Origin of the sequence: Nitrosospira multiformis (assembly GCF_900110185.1) — a bacterium.
GTDB classification, from domain to species: Bacteria; Pseudomonadota; Gammaproteobacteria; order Burkholderiales; family Nitrosomonadaceae; genus Nitrosospira; species Nitrosospira multiformis_A.
Window position 1 is genome coordinate 153,914 of record NZ_FOCT01000003.1, and the last position, 16,928, is coordinate 170,841.

Consider the following 16,928-nt stretch of genomic DNA (forward strand, 5'->3'; position numbering starts at 1 on the left):
AATACCCGCGACCCACCGCGCGTATTATCGTATTCGCTTGTGCTATTTAATTGCCAACCATGTTCAACCACACCTAAAGAGGTACAAACATGGTTCAAGCAATCCTAAGACTTCCTGCTGTTAAAGCCGAGTCCGGCGCATCCCGTTCAACCATTTATCTTCGCATTCAGCAAGGGCTTTGGCCTAAGCCTGTAAGACTTGGCCCGCGTTCTGTAGGTGGGCCCGCTGGCGAAGTGGCTGCCATTAATGCTGCCCGCATTGCTGGCAAGAGCGACGATGAAATACGGGAACTGGTAGTCAAGCTGGAAGCTGCCCGTAAAACAGCGGGCAAGGCGCTGTAAGGGGATGGCGATGCAAAATATACGTACACCAATCGCTTCCCTCACGGCAACCCAAAACTCAACATCTGCCTCTATAACTTCATGCTCATACGGGAGCGGGCGCTTCGAACTTGCAGAAACAGGCGTCTATTTCCACGGTAGAGATAAAGACGGAAATGAGCAACAACCTCAATGGATTTGTGCACCTTTATATGTAATAGCAAAAACAAGGGATGAGAAAAGCGGCGAATGGGGGCGATTATTGGAATGGCAAGATGATGATGGACATATCCATCAATGGGCGATGCCGCTGGAACTACTGGAAAGCGATGGCTCGGATGTAAGGCGTGAGCTTGCCCGCCTTGGCTTGCACATCTCGCCAAATCAATTGGCACGTGGCTTGTTGAGTGCCTACATCAAGGTATGGCCAGTAGAAGCCCGAGCGCGGTGTGTGGATCGGCTGGGCTGGCACGGCAATACCTTTGTTACACCCAGTGGTGCAATTGGGGAAGCTGAAGAGCCTGTTGTGTTTCAAAACTCACATGCGATTGAACCGGCTTATGCCGAATCAGGCACGGTAGAGGAATGGCAGGAATCAGTAGCAGCGCTGGCGTCGGGCAATACACGCCTTGTGTTCGCATTATCCATTGCTTTTGCAGGCGCTTTAGCTGAAATAGCCGGGGAAGATTCTGGCGGCTTTCATTTGCGTGGCGCTTCATCGTCCGGTAAATCCACTGCATTAAAGCTTGCCGCTTCAGTATGGGGCAATCCTTCAGCTTATGTGCGGCTTTGGCGTGGCACAGTCAATGGCTTGGAAGGATTGGCAACACTGCACAATGACGGCTTGCTGATTCTGGATGAAATTGGGCAGATCGAACCAAAGGATGCGGGAGAAGCTGCTTATCTTTTAACGAATGGGCAAGGCAAAGTCAGAGCGTCACGCAATGGCTTTGTCCGCTCAAGCCAACGCTGGCGGCTGCTGTTCTTAAGCGCGGGTGAAACGTCCCTTTCCGCGATCATGGCACAAGCAGGCAAGCAATCGACTGCGGGGCAAGAAATCAGACTGGCGGATATAGAAGCTGATGCAGGCTCAGGCATGGGCATATTTGAGACATTGAATGGATATCCCAATGCCGCTTCCCTGGCGATAGCGGTAAAGGAAGCATCTAGCAAATATCATGGCGGTGTTGGTAAGGAATGGTTGCGCTATCTCGTCGCGAACAGGATTTCCCTCAAAGACTTTATCCCTGAGCAAATCAAGCAATTTGTAACGGGAGTAATACCGGCAAGGGCGGCAGGGCAAGTTGAGCGGGTAGCGCGTCGCTTTGCATTGGTTGCCGTTGCCGGTGAACTTGCCACTCATTGCCAATTAACAGGCTGGCGGGAAGGTGAAGCGACTCATGCTGCTCGCACCTGCTTTGCCGCTTGGCTGGAAGCCTTTGGCGGGAGTGGCAACCGCGAAGAACGAGCAATATTGGCACAGGTACGTGCTTTCTTTGAAACCCATGGTGCAAGCAGGTTTGAAGATATCAGCGCAACAATTGACCAGCGCATTCCAAAAAGGGCGGGTTTCTACCGGAGTGGAATAAAAGATGGACGGGAATTTCTGGTATTGCCGGAAGCATTCCGTATGGAAGTATGCCAAGGTTTTGACGAAAAAACCGTTAAGAAGGTCTTGATGGAAGCGGGAGTATTGCTTCCCGGCAATGACGGCAAACCGTCGCAAGTTGTCCGACTTCAAGGATTGGGTTCATCGAGGGTCTACGTTATTCGATATCGGGATGAGGAAGAGTAAACGCAATTGCCGCTGTTACAGCGGTAACGCGGTAACAGCCAATAGGAGCGAAATTTTCGACGTAACCCTGATGTTACCGCGCCAAACCAGTCGGTAACATGTATTCCGTTTCCGGAAATCTCGTTACAGGAATTCCCGTTACAGAAATCTTTGCTGAATTTATTCCTGTTACCGTTACAGGATTTATTGATATGTTCGATTCTCTGTTACGGATACCGTTACCGTAACTGTAACCATTACTGATACTGTTACGGTTTATATCTTCCCTTTGTTCCTGGTACGGCAAGCGAGTTAAACAAGCGCCCTTCTCAAATTATTCTGACTCAAGCTGAAACCTGTTACCGCCGTTACCCCATATACTCGAACGGGTGACGTTTCACGATAACACGGAAAGCTTCATGAATTGGACGTTTCCAGCAGCTTATCCCAATTGTTACCGGTGTTACCGCTGGTTTTATTAAAATACGCTCGCCGGATGACCGGCACAATACGCACCTTAAATACGCAAACTATAATCGCCCGTCATGTTTAATGAAACAAGGCAACGGGAAAATGAGAATATCTAATGCCACTTCTTCATTGGCTAACCCGAGACGCTGATTTAAAGCTATCGAGCAAAGCCCCTTATCGGTTGCTGGAGCACGTCCCAGAATTATCGTTTGGTGATTCTGATTCTGAAAACATGCTCATTCAGGGCGACAACTTAGACGCGCTGAAGTCGCTGCTGCCGTCCTACTCGGGCTGTGTGAAGTGCATCTATATTGACCCGCCTTATAACACGCAGAGCGCCTTCGAGCACTATGATGACAACCTTGAACATGCCAAATGGCTTTCAATGATGTATCCGCGCCTGGAGTTGCTACGGGACTTATTGCATGAAAATGGCAGCATATGGGTTTCTATCGATGATAACGAGGGACACTACCTTAAGATAGTGATGGATGAGGTTTTTGGGAGGAATAATTTTGTAGCAAACGTGGTTTGGCAAAAGAAAGTGTCTCCGGCGAATGATGCTCTCTGGTTAAGCGGAGATCATGAACATCTATTGCTGTATGCAAAACGAAAGACCAAATGGAAACCTAATCGATTGGAGCGAGATGAAGCGCAAAAGTCTTATTATAAGAATCCAGACAATGATCCTAGAGGTTCTTGGAACTCAGCGGCTTATACCTGCGCAAAAACAATTGATGAGCGTCCTAATCTCTATTACCCGATAACAAATCCGAATACCGGGGAAGAAATATGGCCGAGAAAGACACGTGTCTGGGCATTCTCACGTGATAAGCATGAAGAGCATGTGGTCAACAAGCTGATCTATTGGGGTAAAGATGGTAAGGCATTGATGCCCAGATTTAAGAAATTTCTCGAAGGTAGTCGAAATGTCGTACCGAGAAGTATTTGGTTTTATAACGATGCGGGTCATACCCAGCAAGCAATGCTTGAGAGTCTTAATTTGTTTTCCGAAGATAAGTTTGGTACTCCAAAGCCTGAGCGACTGCAAAAAAAAATCATGATGATCTCGACGAAACCTGGCGACCTTATTCTTGATTCATTCCTTGGTTCTGGCACAACCGCCGCCGTTGCACAGAAAATGGGCCGCCGCTATATCGGTATTGAGATTGGCAAGCACGCTGAAACCCATTGCGCGCCTCGCCTAAAAAAAGTTATTGAAGGTGAACAAGGTGGCATTTCAGAAGCTGTTGATTGGAAAGGGGGAGGGGGCTTCCGCTTCTATCGCCTTGGTGCTCCCGTGTTTGATGCTGATGGTCGTATCAATCCCGATATTAGCTTCGCTCATTTGGCGGCTCATGTGTGGTTTAGCGAAACCCGAACGCCCTTGACCACACCGCCGGGTTCGCCATTCTTAGGTATTCATAATGGAACCGCTTATTACCTGCTGTTTAACGGAATATTGGGCGATAGGCGTCCCGATGGGGGAAACGTGCTGACATCCAAAGTGCTTGCTGCATTGCCACCATTTGACGGCCCTAAGGTGATTTATGGCGAATCTTCCCGCTTTGGTTCCGAACGCTTGCAACTGGAGCGGATTACCTTCAAGCAAACTCCCTACGACATCAAGGCAAGGTAAACGTGTTCCAGCTCAAAACATATCAATCCAGAACCCTTAACGTGCTTAAAACATTTCTTGATAGCGCTCGCGTTACAGGCGTGGAAACGGCGTTCGCCAAACATGCTATGTCACTTGATGGCCGCATTCCTCGATACCGTAAAATCCCCGGCCTTCAAGAAGTGCCTTACATTTGTTTGCGCTTGCCAACAGGCGGGGGAAAAACCCTGCTAGCAGCTTATAGCATCAGCATTGCTGCCCGCGCTTACCTTGAGGAAGATAATCCCATCGTGTTATGGCTGGTGCCCTCAAACACCATTCGCATACAAACGCTGGAAACTTTGAGAAATTCCACTCACCTGTATCGGCAAGTAATCGATGAGGCTTTCGAGGGAAAGGTGTCAGTTTTCGACATTACCGAACTTGAGCTTATACGCCCTAAGGATTTGCAAGAACGGGTTTGTGTAGTGGTGGCCACGTTGCAAACCCTGCGCGTAGACAGCACAGATGGACGGGACGTTTACGCGCACAAGGAAGCGCTGGAATCTCATTTTGCGAAGGTGAGCAAAGACTATCCTGGGCTTGAAAGGCTGAATGGCGGCGAGCAAATCAAGTTTTCTTTTGCCAATCTGCTGAATCTGCATCGGCCCCTGGTGATTATGGATGAGGCTCATAATGCGCGAACCAAGCTGACATTTGAGGTATTAAGTCGAGTTGCGCCCGCGTGCATTATCGAGTTGACCGCGACCCCTGACACAGACAAGAAGACGGGAAGCAATGTGTTGCATCGTGTGTCCGCTTCCGAATTGAAAGCGGAAGACATGATCAAGCTGCCCATAGTGTTAACTGAACATAACAACTGGCAAGAGGCCGTGCATGCGGCTCTTGAAACACGCGCGAGGCTGGCAGCAGCGGCGGCAAAGTTCGATGGAGCGATTCGACCGATATTGCTGCTTCAAGCAGAGAACAAGGACAAGGAAGTCAACGTTGAGGTTTTAAAGGTGCACCTCGTCGAAAATGAAGGTATCGACGAAAACAGAATTGCCATTGCCACTGGAGCACAAAGGGGACTAGACGGAATTGATCTGTTTGACCCGGCTTGCATCATTGAAATCATCATTACCGTCCAAGCGTTGAAGGAAGGATGGGACTGTTCTTTTGCCTACGTTTTTTGCTCGGTGGCGAATATCCGTTCTTCCAAGGATGTAGAGCAATTACTTGGACGGGTATTACGAATGCCTTACGCTCGCCGCCGTGCGGTTGAAGAATTGAATCGGGCTTATGCACACGTTTCCAGCCCATCCTTTGCTCAAGCAGCCAATGATTTGAAAGATGCGTTGGTTTCCATGGGGTTCGAGCGAGAGGAAGTAGAAACGGTAATCCAGCCACAGCAGGATTTGCTGGAAGGTTCGACTCCCAGCCTTCCGCTTGTTATGCCACTGCTTACGCTCCTGACGTCTGAAAAGCCCGACCTGAGTAACCTCTCCGAAGCCGAGCAATCTCACGTGGAAGTAATAGAAGCTTCCTCTGGCAATATTGAAATTCATGTTAAGGGTGAATTAAGCCAAGATCTTGCGGCAAAGCTGGTAAACGCCTTACCCAAAGAGGAGCGCGCAGAAGCACAGAAAACCATTGACACTCATCGGCATTACCAAAAATTCAAGCCCTCCCCATCTGAGCAAAAGCGAGCTTTCAAAGTGCCGCGCCTCTGTGTTTGGGTGCAAGGTGAACTGGAGATTGCCGAGCGGGAATTATTTTTGGATGAAAACGGTTGGAACCTTCTGGATTTTCCCCCTACGCTGCCTGAGTTCCGTTACGACGATTCTGCTAAACGCTTTATTTTCGATGTGGATGGCGACAAAGTTGTTTGGAATATGCTTGACCCGCAAGCAAAAATGACATTCGGGGAAGGTTTCTTAGGACTCACCCTAAATGATTTGGTGCGTTGGCTGGATAAACAGGTCAGGCAGCCAGATATAAGCCAGATAACAATGCTGGAGTTCTTGCGGCGTGTAGTGACTTCACTATGTGATAAACAAGGTTTTGACTTGACCACATTACTCCGTGCGAAATTTATTCTTGCAAAGGTTCTAATCGAAAAAATCAAACGGCATCGGGAAGAAGCATACGCCAAGGGTTATCAAGAAACACTGTTTGGCCCGACTGCTGCCGTGGAGACCTCTTTCACTTACACTTTCTCGTTTGATCCTGTCAGCTATCCTGCAAACTGGCTTTACTCCGGCAGCTACCGTTTCCAGAAACATTACTACGCGCTTCCTGGTGAGCTTGAGGGCAAAGGCGAAGAGTTTGAATGTGCTTTTGCGCTAGATTCGATTAAACATGTCAAATATTGGGTACGGAACCTATCCGGCCAGCCTAGGGCTGCCTTCTGGCTACCAACTTCATCTGATCGTTTTTACCCTGATTTTGTAGCGCTACTAGAAGATAATCGCTTGCTCGTTGTTGAATATAAAGGTGCAGCCTATGCAAGCAATGACGACAGCAAGGAAAAACGGCAGATGGGTGAACTATGGGAGAAGAAAAGCAACGGCAAAGGCCTGTTCCTAATGGCTGAGAAAAAAGACGAAATGGGGCGCGGTGTGTATGACCAACTTTCTGCCAAGATAAGGTGATTTTTAGTCTCAGAAATTATCAGACAGCGTATTTGCAGCCGCTTGTGTTACATCATTTGGTTTAAGCATCAAATAAACGGAATTATCATCAACTATGGCTCAGGGAATAGAACAATCCGAACTTAGTTATTCTGAAGAATATGAATATCGTGAGCAGCCCCCGCCTGATATTGTTGTTTTCAATGAGCTACGATCTTGCGCCGACCTCTATCGCTTATATGAAAAAAAGCAGTTAGATGTTGACCCGTACTTTCAGCGAGGTGTTGTTTGGGACGGACCAGATCAAACTCGCTTTATTGACTCGTTGATAAAGCAATTGCCAATTCCCAGCATGTGTTTCGGCTTTGACTACAAGAAAAGCAAGTGGATGGTAATTGATGGACTCCAGCGCATGTCATCTATCATTCGCTTTTTTGATAAAACTAAAAATTGGAAGTTTTCAAAGCTTAAAGACATTGACCCCAGGCTTGCCGGTGCTGACGTACGGCTTTTTCGTGATGACACCTCGGAGTTACATGTTTATTACGAGCGTGTCGAAAATCTTACCCTGCCGATTACCGTATTGAGATGCGATTTTAGCGAATTACGTCATTTGGATTACCTGTTTAAAATATTTCACAGGTTAAATGCTGGAGGGATGAGGTTAAACAATCAGGAAATACGAAATTGTATCTACTCGGGTCCATTCAATATATTGCTAATCGAACTCGACCGGTCAGCAGAGTGGCAAACGTTTTTGTCGATTGTGCACGGTAAGAAAGAAAGATTCCGTTCTGTTGAGCTTGTGTTGCGCTTCTTTGCATTTTATGAAGATCGGGAATCATATAAAGGGAATCTTCCGCGATTCTTGAACGATTTTATGGCTACTAGACGGTGGACTAGCGACACGTTACTTTTAGAAATGCGTTTAAAATTTAAAAAAACTTTAGATGTGATTGTTAATAAGCTAATTGTTCTCATTGATGGGAAGAAGTTCGGTTTTTCCCAGGCGGAGGCGCTGCTGGTTGCAATTGCTAGCAATATCAGCTCGGTCAGTAACTTCACTAGCGAGGAGCTTCAACAGCGCTATCAAAAGTTTTTGAACATTCCTTTACTTTCCACTACTGCATTAAGCGCCGATATTTCACGTACGGATAGCGTAAAGCAACGCATTAAGCAAGCAATCGAAAGCTTCTCCTAGAGACTGATGTTCAGCAATTCCGACCTGTTAGTTTCGCTCGCGGAGCTTGACCGTAAGTACGAAGAAAAAAGAGACCCTCGATACGCGAAATACGCTCTGCTGGAGCTGTGTGGATGGATTGAGGAGGCACAAGATCACGTTATGCGAGCGTGTGCTAGCAAACTAACACTTGATTCTTTTAAAAAATATGTCGAAGAGGAAATCAAAAGAAATAGTGGCTTTGACATAAACAGAAATTTTTATCCGTTGCTTTCACTCATTATTGGGATGCGGCATTTCGAGCAAATTCTGGTTAAACTTAGAAGTTCGGGAATGTACTTTCTTCCGTTTGAATCAGCCGTCAAGTCATTGAAACCTCACCGTCATACCCACGCACATACCCATTATGTTGAGAACAACAGCGAGAAAATGCTGTACATCAGTACAGCATCTCCAAGTGTTATAACACAGCAAGCAAGACAAATATTTTTCGGCCTTGAAGAGCTTGAAGCGGAGTTAAAGATTGTTGACTTTCTATAAATAACGGGCGGTGGGTAAGGGGCGCGAAGAATAACCCGCATTTATTACGAATTGCTTCGGTAATGCCGAGAGCGTGACGGTAACTCTGACGGTAACAATGCTTTCTCGAACTGGAATAATCGTGTATTCATAGGCGTTATGAAGATTATTCAATTGACGCCGCCTTAAGCCGCTGATTCTAAGCGGCTTAATCGTTTCTACACATTCGATCTGGCTTGGAACTCCAACCAAGCACTCCAAACAGATCGAAATGCCATGGAACAAAAGACGATTTTTTCGCATTTTACCTGACTACCCAAACGGCAAAGATCAAGGCTGGCTAAGGCGCGTTGAGGCGTCTAGCCTAAAGGAAAGGATTAAAATGTACCAGCTCCATCAACCTGGAGCATCGGAAACGCTGAATATCAATCCCGGTTCATGTAAAGGAGTAAGCCGTGGAAATCGATGAACAACATAATGCCGCTCTGGCTAAAGTGGCGGAAATGGTTGGCGATGCCAAATTTGCGATGTTGACGACCAAGGAAAAAGACGGGACCTTGCGTAGCCGTCCCATGGCTACGATGCAACTGGACAGCGAAGGCAACCTCTGGTTTTTTACTTCCCTGTCATCCCCAAAAATCGAGGAAGCGCAACCGGACCAGCAAGTCAATCTCTCTTACGCTCGTACCGATAAGTACGACTATCTTTCCATATCCGGGCCAGCGGAGCTGGTGCACGACAAGGAGAAGATGCAGACTTTATGGTCTCCGTGGCTCAAGCCCTGGTTCCCAAAGGGCTTGGATGATCCGGATCTCGCTTTGCTCAAAGTCAGCATCATAGCAGTCGAATATTGGGATGCGCCTGACAATGCTACTGCGCGGGCATACGGACTTGTGAAAGCGCTGGTGACAGGTGATACCGATGCATTGGGGGAACATCGCAAACTGGATGTAAACGAGGAATAATCGGGGCAGCTGTTGAAAACTCCTGGCCTCCTGTGAAACTAAACGCTACAGGATTCATTCGCTCCTTTTTCAACTCTTCGGCTGTCCCCATAGCACGCGAAATTCATAGCTGGCACGGCAGCAGAATCCAAGTACGCCAAGAGCTGGACTGGGGTTTGCCAAATCTGTTTATCATCCCGATATTAGTATATCCGCCTGTCTGTCTCGAGACTCGCACTGCTTGCGGGGGGAATATAGCGGTATAGCGTGGTAACACCGTAACGCATTCCCGTATCAACTTCACTGGGCACCCATTCGTTCAAGGCTTGCGGCACACAGCCAATCTTGGGCGCAATCGATTCAATGGTGGCCCACAACGATGGATACTCGCCGCGGTGCTCCAGCACCATGCGCATAGCGCACTCACGCACCTCGGGGGAAAAGTTGTTTTGTTTCTTCATGGCTCCATTTTCTCAGATGTTGGAGCCTCCTCAAAACCCGGGGCGGTTCATGTCACTGTGTTAGCTTTACCTATACTTTGCTTCGGTACATGGGCATGGATAAGCGGTGTTCGATTGTGTTTTTCTTGACAACCACCTCCCTTTTCGCGCGGCGCAGCACGTCTGCATCAATGTCGGTGGCTAGAATGGACAGATTTAGCGCTGGCCATCGGTCCGCAGGGCGAAGCTCCATAGGAGGCTCATACTGTAAGGTTCCTCGCCGCTTGCGCAGCCCGCGCTCCATACGCGTAAAGTCTTTTCACCCTTTTTAAGGGCCAGTTCGGCCAAGGCGGGGAGGATGGATTGTATTAGGGCATGGAACGTGCCCCGGCCCGGGAAAAACGGGAGACGGTTACCCTGAGAGTGGCGCGTAGCGCTGTCCACTCTGCCGGATCCTCTTCCACCCGTCTGCGATAAGCCGGCATATCGGCGAGACCCAGTGCATCAATGCGTGCAGCGAGACGCCTGCAGATCTGCCGTCGTACCCTGCGGTAGCCCTCCCAGCGATGGCTGAGCTGAGGCAGCGCCCATTGAGCAGGGCAGTGCAGTCCCGGTCGCTCATGCCAGACAGTCCACCCCTGCGGCAAGTTCGGCCCAAGGCATTTTGACGAACTCCATGCCCACATTCCCTGTGATGATAATCAGTTTATGTAAAGAGAATGCCGCCGAGTTCATCCCCATTGCCATTTTGCGTTGGGGTTCCCTCATCGGCGCAGGATCGCCAACCAACGGGCCATGTTGAGGAGAGTCATCAGGGAAGCTGCGACATAAGTCCATGCCGCAGCGCCAAGCAAGCGCCGGGCGTGCGGCATATCACCATTGATCAGGTAGCGTTCTCGCTCCAAAAGGGGCAGGGCCCGGTTGAAACTGGCATTCAACTCCATTGGTAAGGTTACCGCGTGCACGAGCACAGTGCTTCCCAGGGTCAAAATGCCACTGACAAGCAAAAGCAACCCAGCTGCAGGGGAGCGGAATACCGTCATCATTACTGGAGCCAACATCAGGATACCGGCACCCAGTTTCTCCACACCCGCAGTCCATTGCATCAGCCTAGTACGCATGGCAAGGGGTGGATAGTTATCGTGATCCTGGATGGCATGGCCAACTTCGTGCGCTGCAACTGTTATAGCTGTCAGTGAACGGCCGTTGAATTTATCCGGTGTGAGACGGACTGTTTTTTTCAACGGGTCATAATGGTCGCCCGATTCGGTTACCTCCACGCCTACATGTGGCAGCTTCGCGCTGTTCAGCAGGTTGCGAGCCAATTCCGCTCCGGTAAATGAATAGCGATTCGCGGGTTCGCTATATTTTTCCATTGTATGTTTGACCCAATAGGAAGGCCCGACGATCAGGAGAGCGATGAAACAGATCAATATCAGATAGAGCATGCGGAAATTTAATAAAAAACTACTTTAATCGACTGTCCAGATGGCGCTTATCTATAACTCAGCTTCGAAGCGCGCTATATCTGTACGTTTGATCAATAATGTTCAAAATAATTTCTTGAGCCCAACCAGATAAAGCCTAAATAGAAGCGTTTACGTCAGATACCGGCCCGCCAAACTTGGGGCTCTAGGTGTAGAAGAGGCATCAGAAAAGCCATGTTGACGGCACAATTCCCGACTGGAATGCCTTCATCTGCCTGCTTCAGAAATCCAATAATTTGCTCATCCGTAAAACCGTTCTTCACGTCCACTCTCCTCGAAAAACGAACTTTACTAGATTCCAAATGGCGCGTTTTAACGGGAGCACATCAGGGCTTCTAAAAGCGTTAAAGTTTTGCCGAATAAATCATCATTTAATTTAGTGTGGCGAAGCTTTATCCTTATGCCATCGCGCCCATTAGGTATCTGCATGGACAGGCGATATCACAGGACGTAATAGCCATTTGACAAAGTGTATTTTATCTAGGGGAGAGGGGGGAAATATGGCGGATAACAAGCAAAAACATGCACTTGTTCCAGTACAACCGCGAGAAACCAAACCGCGAGAAACCATGACGCGAGTTTATGAGATAGATGGCGTCAGATACGTGGAGACTCAAGAATTCGGTTGCCAGCTGGTTAGTCGGGAGAAGAAGAGGCCCCAAGTCACTATTGATAACGGAAGGCAAATCCTGGGGGAGAAGTTTGTTCCTTTGCACTCCGAAAGGTCGGGGTTATTTGAATACAAAGTCTTCTGGAGCCTCCAATCCGTTAAAGATGATCAGGGACGAAGGATCAGCAAAACACAACTATTTAGAAATTTATTCTTAAGTTAAGGAATTCATGAATGTCTTAAAGTTTGGTTGGCAGTTATAAAGCGTGAATTTTTAGGAATTCGGCAGGCGCGGCGACATGGGTTAGGCATCGGGAGCGTCACCACGGCGAGCCGCTTCGATCACAGCTATGTCGATCTTTCCCATTCCCATCATGGCTTCGAACGCGCGCTTGGCCGCTGCTCGATCAGGATCGCTGATCGCAGCCGTCAGGGCACGTGGCGTGATCTGCCATGACACTCCCCACTTGTCCTTGCACCAGCCGCATACGCTTTCCTGGCCGCCGTTTCCGACAATCGCGTTCCACAAACGGTCTGTTTCGGCCTGGTCGTCGGTCGCAACCTGGAACGAGAATGCTTCGTTGTGCTTGAACGCTGAGCCCCCGTTCAAGCCGAGACAAGGGATGCCCATTACCGTGAACTCGACCGTTAAGACATCGCCCTGCTTGCCTGCAGGAAAGTCGCCAGGCGCGCGATGGACTGCCTCCACCGCGCTGTCCGGGAACGTCTCGGCGTAGAACCTCGCGGCATCCAGCGCGGTGCCGTCATACCAAAGGCAAATCGTGTTCTTGCTGACCATATTGGTTCTCCTGAGTTGGAACAGGTACGTACATTCAAGCTGCGCAGGCAGGGCGATTGCTTCATCAGCCATGCCCACCGCATGTTCAAGTCATAGCGGCCCAGTACGCTAGTCGCTCTTGTTGGGCGGAAGTGTCAACAGGTATTTCCGCTTCAGGTACGCAACGAAGGGTTTCGACGATAAGTCGTGACCGGTCACACGGCGGATCAGTTCTTGCGGGAAAAGACTTGAGCCGTACTGATAAATGTTTTCCTTCAGCCATGAATGAAGGGTGCTGAAATTTCCCTGCATCATGCCCTGCGGAATTTCCGGATGGACTTCAAGAGCAGCCTCGAAGCACTGTGCGCTAAAGAGATTTCCAATCGTATAGCCTTGGAACATTCCACCAACGCCCCCGTAATACCAATGGACATCCTGAAGGCAGCCCTGAACATCGGACGACGGACGTACGCCAAGGTCAGCCTCATACCGGTCATTCCAGGCCGTGGGCAGATCCTTCACTTGGAGTGAGCCGTCCAGAAGCTGCGATTCGATGTCGAAGCGGATCATGACGTGGAGGTTGTAGGTCACTTCATCAGCCTCGGTTCGAATCAACGACGGTTCCACGCAATTAATGCCGCAATAGAATTCTTCCACCGAAACATCCCCAAGAGCCTCTGAAAAGTTGGCCTGCAGGTGGGGATAAAAATATGTCCAGAATTCCCGGGACCGGCCAACCTGGTTTTCCCACAGCCGGCTTTGGCTCTCGTGAATTCCGGCGGAAGTGCCGTGACCCAGGATAGTTCCATCCAGGCCTGGCGAAAGCCCCAGTTCGTAAAAGGCATGCCCGCACTCATGAATGGTGCTGAAAATGCCATCACAGAGATTCGTCTCATTGATTCGAGTGGTGATGCGTACATCCCCGGCGCCAAGCTTTGTCATGAACGGGTGGTGAGTGAGATCCTGCCGCCCCCGATTGAAGTCATAACCGATATTCCTGGCAAGCCAGTTCAAAAACCCCACCTGCTGGGACTTGGGGCAGGCCCGTGACAAAAAATCGGTTCGTGGCTTGCTTCGAGACGACAACTCCTGGACCAAGGGTACGAGATCATGTCGAAGGTCAGCAAAAAGCGTCTTGAGAGCTGTCGTGGTCATGCCCGGGTCAGCGTCTTCGATGTGCGGGTCCATCGGATGCATCCACGCGGTTTCTCCCATATTGAAGAAATCCGAGAGGGCTCGTGAGTATGCGACCGTCTTTTCCAGAAAGGGCGCGACGACGTTGAAGTCATTCAATTTTCGTGCGTGGACCCAAACTTCGTAGGTCTCGGCCATGTGCTGAAAAAATTCGGCCTTGAAACCGGAAGGGATTTTCGACGCGCGGACAAACTGCCGGCGGGCCAGACGTAGGAACGCGCGATCGTCTGCAGACAGCGTTGCATCGGGTAATGCCTCTGTTTCTTCCAGAAGCCCGGCCAGATGGGGGTCGATGAGTTTTTCGTGAGCGGCCTTTTCGACCGTGGCTATCATGCGGCCCCGGGAGGCTGTTCCGTCCTGAGGCATGTAGGTGGACATATCCCAATGGAGCACGGAAACGGCCCGCCGTAGGTCATCGATTTCTGCAAACCGGGCCTTCAAAGACTGGAGGGCTGGATACATGGCAGCATTGTCCTTTCTAAGTAAGAAGCGCTCAGGAGAAATAAAAGCTTTTTTTCATAGAAATGAAATTACATGGAAATGGTTAAAGGCGCAATCGGGTGAAACAGGACAAGCAAAGTAGGGTGTGCGGTACTGACTTATTCTTAAAATGGCAGCAAGGCGAGAGCAGGGTATGCGCAATACTCTGCCCACCTGTTAGCAGCGACCTTCAAGCAGGCTTTTAAGTGGATTCGACAAGACATCCGTTGCAGTATGAGCCGTAAGGGCAATTGCTGGGATAATAGAGTAATAGAGCGCTTCTTTCTGAACTTGAAAATGGAATGTGTTTGGCAGCAGGATTATGCCGATCATGCCGAGCTCAACGCGATATTGCCGATACATCATCAGCTTCTACAACGGTATTCGGCCGTACTCGAATTGGGCTACCTGTTCCCCACCGCCTATGAACGGATAATGACAGCAACACCCCCTATCTCACTGTCTGAAATTACTTGACCACTACATGAATTTAAATATTTCATCCATAAACTGCCTTGTTGTTATGGATCCCCGCACTCCTGTTCATACCTTCTGTCCTCCTCCCTTCTTTCTGCCTCCTTTCGCTGTACCTCATAAAAAGCTTCTTGCTGAATACGTTCCAACTCTCTACCAGTATTATCCGCTAGTACTTGAATGGTTTGCCCAATGTTTTTCTCAAGAGACTTAAATTTGGCTAACGGGCTCGCAGGATCGTTATCCTTAATTACTTCCTCACCAAGTTCTTGCAAACGAACTTTTGCTAATGCATTGCCCTGGCCTGCAGAAAGCCGAAAATATTTTTTCGCTTCCTCGATACTTTTTGGTACACCGATCCCTGATTCATATCTAACCCCAAGTAAATAATTCTCGGCTCCCTGTACCGTCTCAGTTTTTTTATCGTGCTGGGTTTTATCAACATAGGCAGGACTAACATTTTGCAATTTAGGGCTGGCAGCTGGCTTATTCTGCGTTACTTCACCCTGGACTTGCACTTGATCAAGCCGGGCTAGGCCAATTTTTGCCGAAGGGTTCCCAAGCTGGGCAGATATCTGATACCACCTTCGAGCCTCCTCGATATTTTTGGGAGCACACGTTCCTGTTTCATATTTAAAGCCCCGCTGATAGTATTTTTGCGCTAGAGATTGCACTTGGGCTTGCCCCTGAGCTTGCGCTTTAACTATTCCTTGAGCGTATGCTTGATCTTGAGCTATCGCTTGAGCTCGCGCTTGATCTAGAGTCTGCGCTTGAGTTTGAAGCGAATGCCGTGGAATAGGAGTGGCGCATCCCGTTAAAGAGAGCAATGCAATTGTTAGTGAAACAAATAGGCTGTGAGAAGCTCTTGCTCGCTTCGCTATAATCCGATGATTAAGCATATTGCTCCCTATTTTGGCTGCTTATTAACGATGTTATGGCCTCTTGATTTTCGTGGGAGCCATCAATTGGTATTGCGGAATGTATGGTATCCCTTTGAGATGAAGGGGAACGATAGATGTACCCGGCGCTTACGGAAGCGGCATCCAGAAAACTGTTGAGGTCGGTCGCAGCTGTGCCATTCCACAATGTGTAGCGTGATGATCAGTATTGTTCCAGGTAGTGCCTACCACTAGACCAGCATGGTTGATATCTAAAGCCTGAGTGGAAGTAGCTCTGCTCAGCGTATCGAGAGCAGTCATTGTAGTGCCATTTCACGAGGCAGGGTGGAGATCAGCATCCCCTACTGCTTAGCCCATATTATTGATGACAAAAGCTGAACTGCTACTTTTGCTCTTCGCCATAAGTCCATTGTTTCTGATTCGATCTGCATTTCGATTGCGGGTTACGGATCGAATTTATTTAGTGCTAGTAGCCTTACAAGAAAATCACTTCCTTGATGCTCAACACCAGAAAATTTTTGCCCTCCTAAAAAGTTACTCTCTTATACTCTTGCATGGAGAAGCGCGATACCGCAGGACGTAACAAGCCGTTTGAACAAAGTTTATTTTTATCTAAGGGAGAGGAAAGAGATATATGGCTGATAAAGAACAGAAACATGAAGTTGTTCCAGCGCAACCGCAAGAAACCAAACCGCAGGAAACCGTAACACGAGTTTATGAGATAGGCGATGTCAGATACGTTGAGACTCAAGAATTCGGGTGCCAGTTGGCTAGTTGGGAGAGGAAGAGGCCCCAAGTCACCATTAATAACGGAAGAGAAATCCTGGGAGAGAAGTTTGTTCCTTTGCACTCCGAAAAGGCTGGGTTATTTGAATACAAAGTCTTCTGGTGCCTCGAATCCATTAGAAATGATCAGGGGACAAAGGACCAGCAAAACAAGGCTGTTCAGAAGTTTATTCATAAGCTAAGGAATTCATAAATGTCTTAAAGTTTGGCTGGCAGTTATAAAGCATGAATATTGCAGGAATTCGCACCGAAGTTCCAAAGCAGGAATCGAACAGACTGAATGAGTTTGCTTGGGCTTGCTCCTCATCATCTTATGTTGCCCCCAACCTGGAACTCCAAGTG

At 48.7% G+C, this 16,928-nt stretch carries 16 protein-coding genes and 3 pseudogenes; 10 read left to right on the forward strand and 9 right to left on the reverse strand.

All coding sequences use genetic code 11. The features are described 5' to 3' along the window. The first annotated feature begins 89 nt into the window (after window positions 1–89). From BMY01_RS04750 to BMY01_RS04780, 7 genes are all read left to right on the forward strand, one after another. Window positions 90–341: a helix-turn-helix transcriptional regulator gene (locus tag BMY01_RS04750; RefSeq protein WP_074744795.1), complete on the forward strand. Its 252-nt coding sequence runs from the start codon at window positions 90–92 to the stop codon at window positions 339–341. Between the two features lie 10 nt (window positions 342–351). Beyond that, the gene (locus tag BMY01_RS04755; protein ID WP_081353751.1) at window positions 352–2,115 is read left to right on the forward strand and encodes a DUF927 domain-containing protein; all 1,764 of its coding nucleotides are present in this window, start codon (window positions 352–354) and stop codon (window positions 2,113–2,115) included. A gap of 565 nt (window positions 2,116–2,680) precedes the next feature. After that, window positions 2,681–4,204, forward strand: a complete 1,524-nt coding sequence (locus BMY01_RS04760) for a site-specific DNA-methyltransferase (protein ID WP_074744797.1) — start codon at window positions 2,681–2,683, stop codon at window positions 4,202–4,204. Window positions 4,205–4,206: 2 nt separating this feature from the next. Further along, complete coding sequence (locus BMY01_RS04765) at window positions 4,207–6,816, forward strand: DEAD/DEAH box helicase (RefSeq protein WP_074744799.1); 2,610 nt, start codon at window positions 4,207–4,209, stop codon at window positions 6,814–6,816. 94 nt (window positions 6,817–6,910) lie between these two features. Continuing rightward, entirely contained in the window at window positions 6,911–7,996 is a 1,086-nt protein-coding gene (locus BMY01_RS04770; protein WP_074744801.1) for a DUF262 domain-containing protein, read from the forward strand. Window positions 7,997–8,002: 6 nt separating this feature from the next. Beyond that, on the forward strand, window positions 8,003–8,515 hold the full coding sequence (locus BMY01_RS04775) for a hypothetical protein (protein ID WP_074744803.1): 513 nt from the start codon (window positions 8,003–8,005) through the stop codon (window positions 8,513–8,515). 434 nt (window positions 8,516–8,949) lie between these two features. Continuing rightward, a complete protein-coding gene (locus tag BMY01_RS04780; RefSeq protein ID WP_074744805.1) occupies window positions 8,950–9,459 on the forward strand; it encodes a pyridoxamine 5'-phosphate oxidase family protein in 510 nt (169 codons plus the stop codon). 245 nt (window positions 9,460–9,704) lie between these two features. Here BMY01_RS04780 and BMY01_RS04785 read toward each other — a convergent pair. From BMY01_RS04785 to BMY01_RS04810, 8 genes and pseudogenes are all read right to left on the reverse strand, one after another. Then, a pseudogene (locus BMY01_RS04785) lies at window positions 9,705–9,899 on the reverse strand (IS3 family transposase); the annotation flags it as partial. Window positions 9,900–10,094: 195 nt separating this feature from the next. Next, on the reverse strand, window positions 10,095–10,322 hold the full coding sequence (locus tag BMY01_RS18725; protein ID WP_074744807.1) for a CheR family methyltransferase: 228 nt from the start codon (window positions 10,320–10,322) through the stop codon (window positions 10,095–10,097). Further along, window positions 10,247–10,525 (reverse strand): hypothetical protein, encoded by a 279-nt coding sequence (locus BMY01_RS17715; RefSeq protein WP_175463199.1) that lies wholly within the window; start codon window positions 10,523–10,525, stop codon window positions 10,247–10,249. The genes BMY01_RS18725 and BMY01_RS17715 overlap by 76 nt, the downstream gene beginning before the upstream one ends. Beyond that, window positions 10,497–10,646 (reverse strand): hypothetical protein, encoded by a 150-nt coding sequence (locus tag BMY01_RS18730; protein ID WP_175463205.1) that lies wholly within the window; start codon window positions 10,644–10,646, stop codon window positions 10,497–10,499. The genes BMY01_RS17715 and BMY01_RS18730 overlap by 29 nt, the downstream gene beginning before the upstream one ends. Beyond that, the gene (locus BMY01_RS04795) at window positions 10,643–11,326 is read right to left on the reverse strand and encodes a zinc metallopeptidase (RefSeq protein WP_074744809.1); all 684 of its coding nucleotides are present in this window, start codon (window positions 11,324–11,326) and stop codon (window positions 10,643–10,645) included. Before BMY01_RS04795 ends, BMY01_RS18730 begins: the two co-directional genes overlap by 4 nt. Before the next feature lie 195 nt (window positions 11,327–11,521). Further along, window positions 11,522–11,628 (reverse strand): annotated as a pseudogene (locus BMY01_RS17310) (transposase); the annotation flags it as partial. A 651-nt stretch (window positions 11,629–12,279) separates the two neighbouring features. After that, window positions 12,280–12,774, reverse strand: coding sequence for a VOC family protein (locus tag BMY01_RS04805; protein ID WP_074745137.1), 495 nt, complete (start codon window positions 12,772–12,774; stop codon window positions 12,280–12,282). Between the two features lie 108 nt (window positions 12,775–12,882). After that, window positions 12,883–14,409, reverse strand: coding sequence for a carboxypeptidase M32 (locus tag BMY01_RS04810; RefSeq protein WP_074744813.1), 1,527 nt, complete (start codon window positions 14,407–14,409; stop codon window positions 12,883–12,885). Here BMY01_RS04810 and BMY01_RS18575 point away from each other — a divergent pair. Both BMY01_RS18575 and BMY01_RS17315 read left to right on the forward strand, forming a co-directional pair. After that, the gene (locus tag BMY01_RS18575; protein ID WP_302848417.1) at window positions 14,408–14,530 is read left to right on the forward strand and encodes a hypothetical protein; all 123 of its coding nucleotides are present in this window, start codon (window positions 14,408–14,410) and stop codon (window positions 14,528–14,530) included. The genes BMY01_RS04810 and BMY01_RS18575 overlap by 2 nt on opposite strands. A 110-nt stretch (window positions 14,531–14,640) precedes the next feature. Next, window positions 14,641–14,904, forward strand: a pseudogene (locus BMY01_RS17315) (integrase core domain-containing protein); the annotation flags it as partial. A gap of 44 nt (window positions 14,905–14,948) precedes the next feature. On the opposite strand, the gene BMY01_RS04820 reads toward BMY01_RS17315, so the two are convergent. Next, entirely contained in the window at window positions 14,949–15,800 is an 852-nt protein-coding gene (locus BMY01_RS04820) for a tetratricopeptide repeat protein (protein ID WP_074744817.1), read from the reverse strand. Between the two features lie 634 nt (window positions 15,801–16,434). Between BMY01_RS04820 and BMY01_RS04830 the strand changes: the two genes are divergently transcribed. Further along, window positions 16,435–16,779 (forward strand): hypothetical protein, encoded by a 345-nt coding sequence (locus BMY01_RS04830; RefSeq protein WP_074744821.1) that lies wholly within the window; start codon window positions 16,435–16,437, stop codon window positions 16,777–16,779. Window positions 16,780–16,928: the final 149 nt, after the last annotated feature.

Excerpts from the sequence above, each read along its gene's own strand:
- BMY01_RS04750 (WP_074744795.1), top strand. The coding sequence starts at position 90 with ATGGTTCAAGCAATCCTAAGACTTCCTGCTGTTAAAGCCGAGTCCGGC.
- BMY01_RS04755 (WP_081353751.1), top strand. The coding sequence starts at position 352 with ATGCAAAATATACGTACACCAATCGCTTCCCTCACGGCAACCCAAAAC.
- BMY01_RS04760 (WP_074744797.1), top strand. The coding sequence starts at position 2,681 with ATGCCACTTCTTCATTGGCTAACCCGAGACGCTGATTTAAAGCTATCG.
- BMY01_RS04770 (WP_074744801.1), top strand. The coding sequence starts at position 6,911 with ATGGCTCAGGGAATAGAACAATCCGAACTTAGTTATTCTGAAGAATAT.
- BMY01_RS04775 (WP_074744803.1), top strand. The coding sequence starts at position 8,003 with ATGTTCAGCAATTCCGACCTGTTAGTTTCGCTCGCGGAGCTTGACCGT.
- BMY01_RS18730 (WP_175463205.1), bottom strand. The coding sequence starts at position 10,646 with ATGAGGGAACCCCAACGCAAAATGGCAATGGGGATGAACTCGGCGGCA.
- BMY01_RS04795 (WP_074744809.1), bottom strand. The coding sequence starts at position 11,326 with ATGCTCTATCTGATATTGATCTGTTTCATCGCTCTCCTGATCGTCGGG.
- BMY01_RS04805 (WP_074745137.1), bottom strand. The coding sequence starts at position 12,774 with ATGGTCAGCAAGAACACGATTTGCCTTTGGTATGACGGCACCGCGCTG.
- BMY01_RS18575 (WP_302848417.1), top strand. The coding sequence starts at position 14,408 with ATGGCAGCATTGTCCTTTCTAAGTAAGAAGCGCTCAGGAGAAATAAAA.
- BMY01_RS04810 (WP_074744813.1), bottom strand. The coding sequence starts at position 14,409 with ATGTATCCAGCCCTCCAGTCTTTGAAGGCCCGGTTTGCAGAAATCGAT.
- BMY01_RS04820 (WP_074744817.1), bottom strand. The coding sequence starts at position 15,800 with ATGCTTAATCATCGGATTATAGCGAAGCGAGCAAGAGCTTCTCACAGC.
- BMY01_RS04830 (WP_074744821.1), top strand. The coding sequence starts at position 16,435 with ATGGCTGATAAAGAACAGAAACATGAAGTTGTTCCAGCGCAACCGCAA.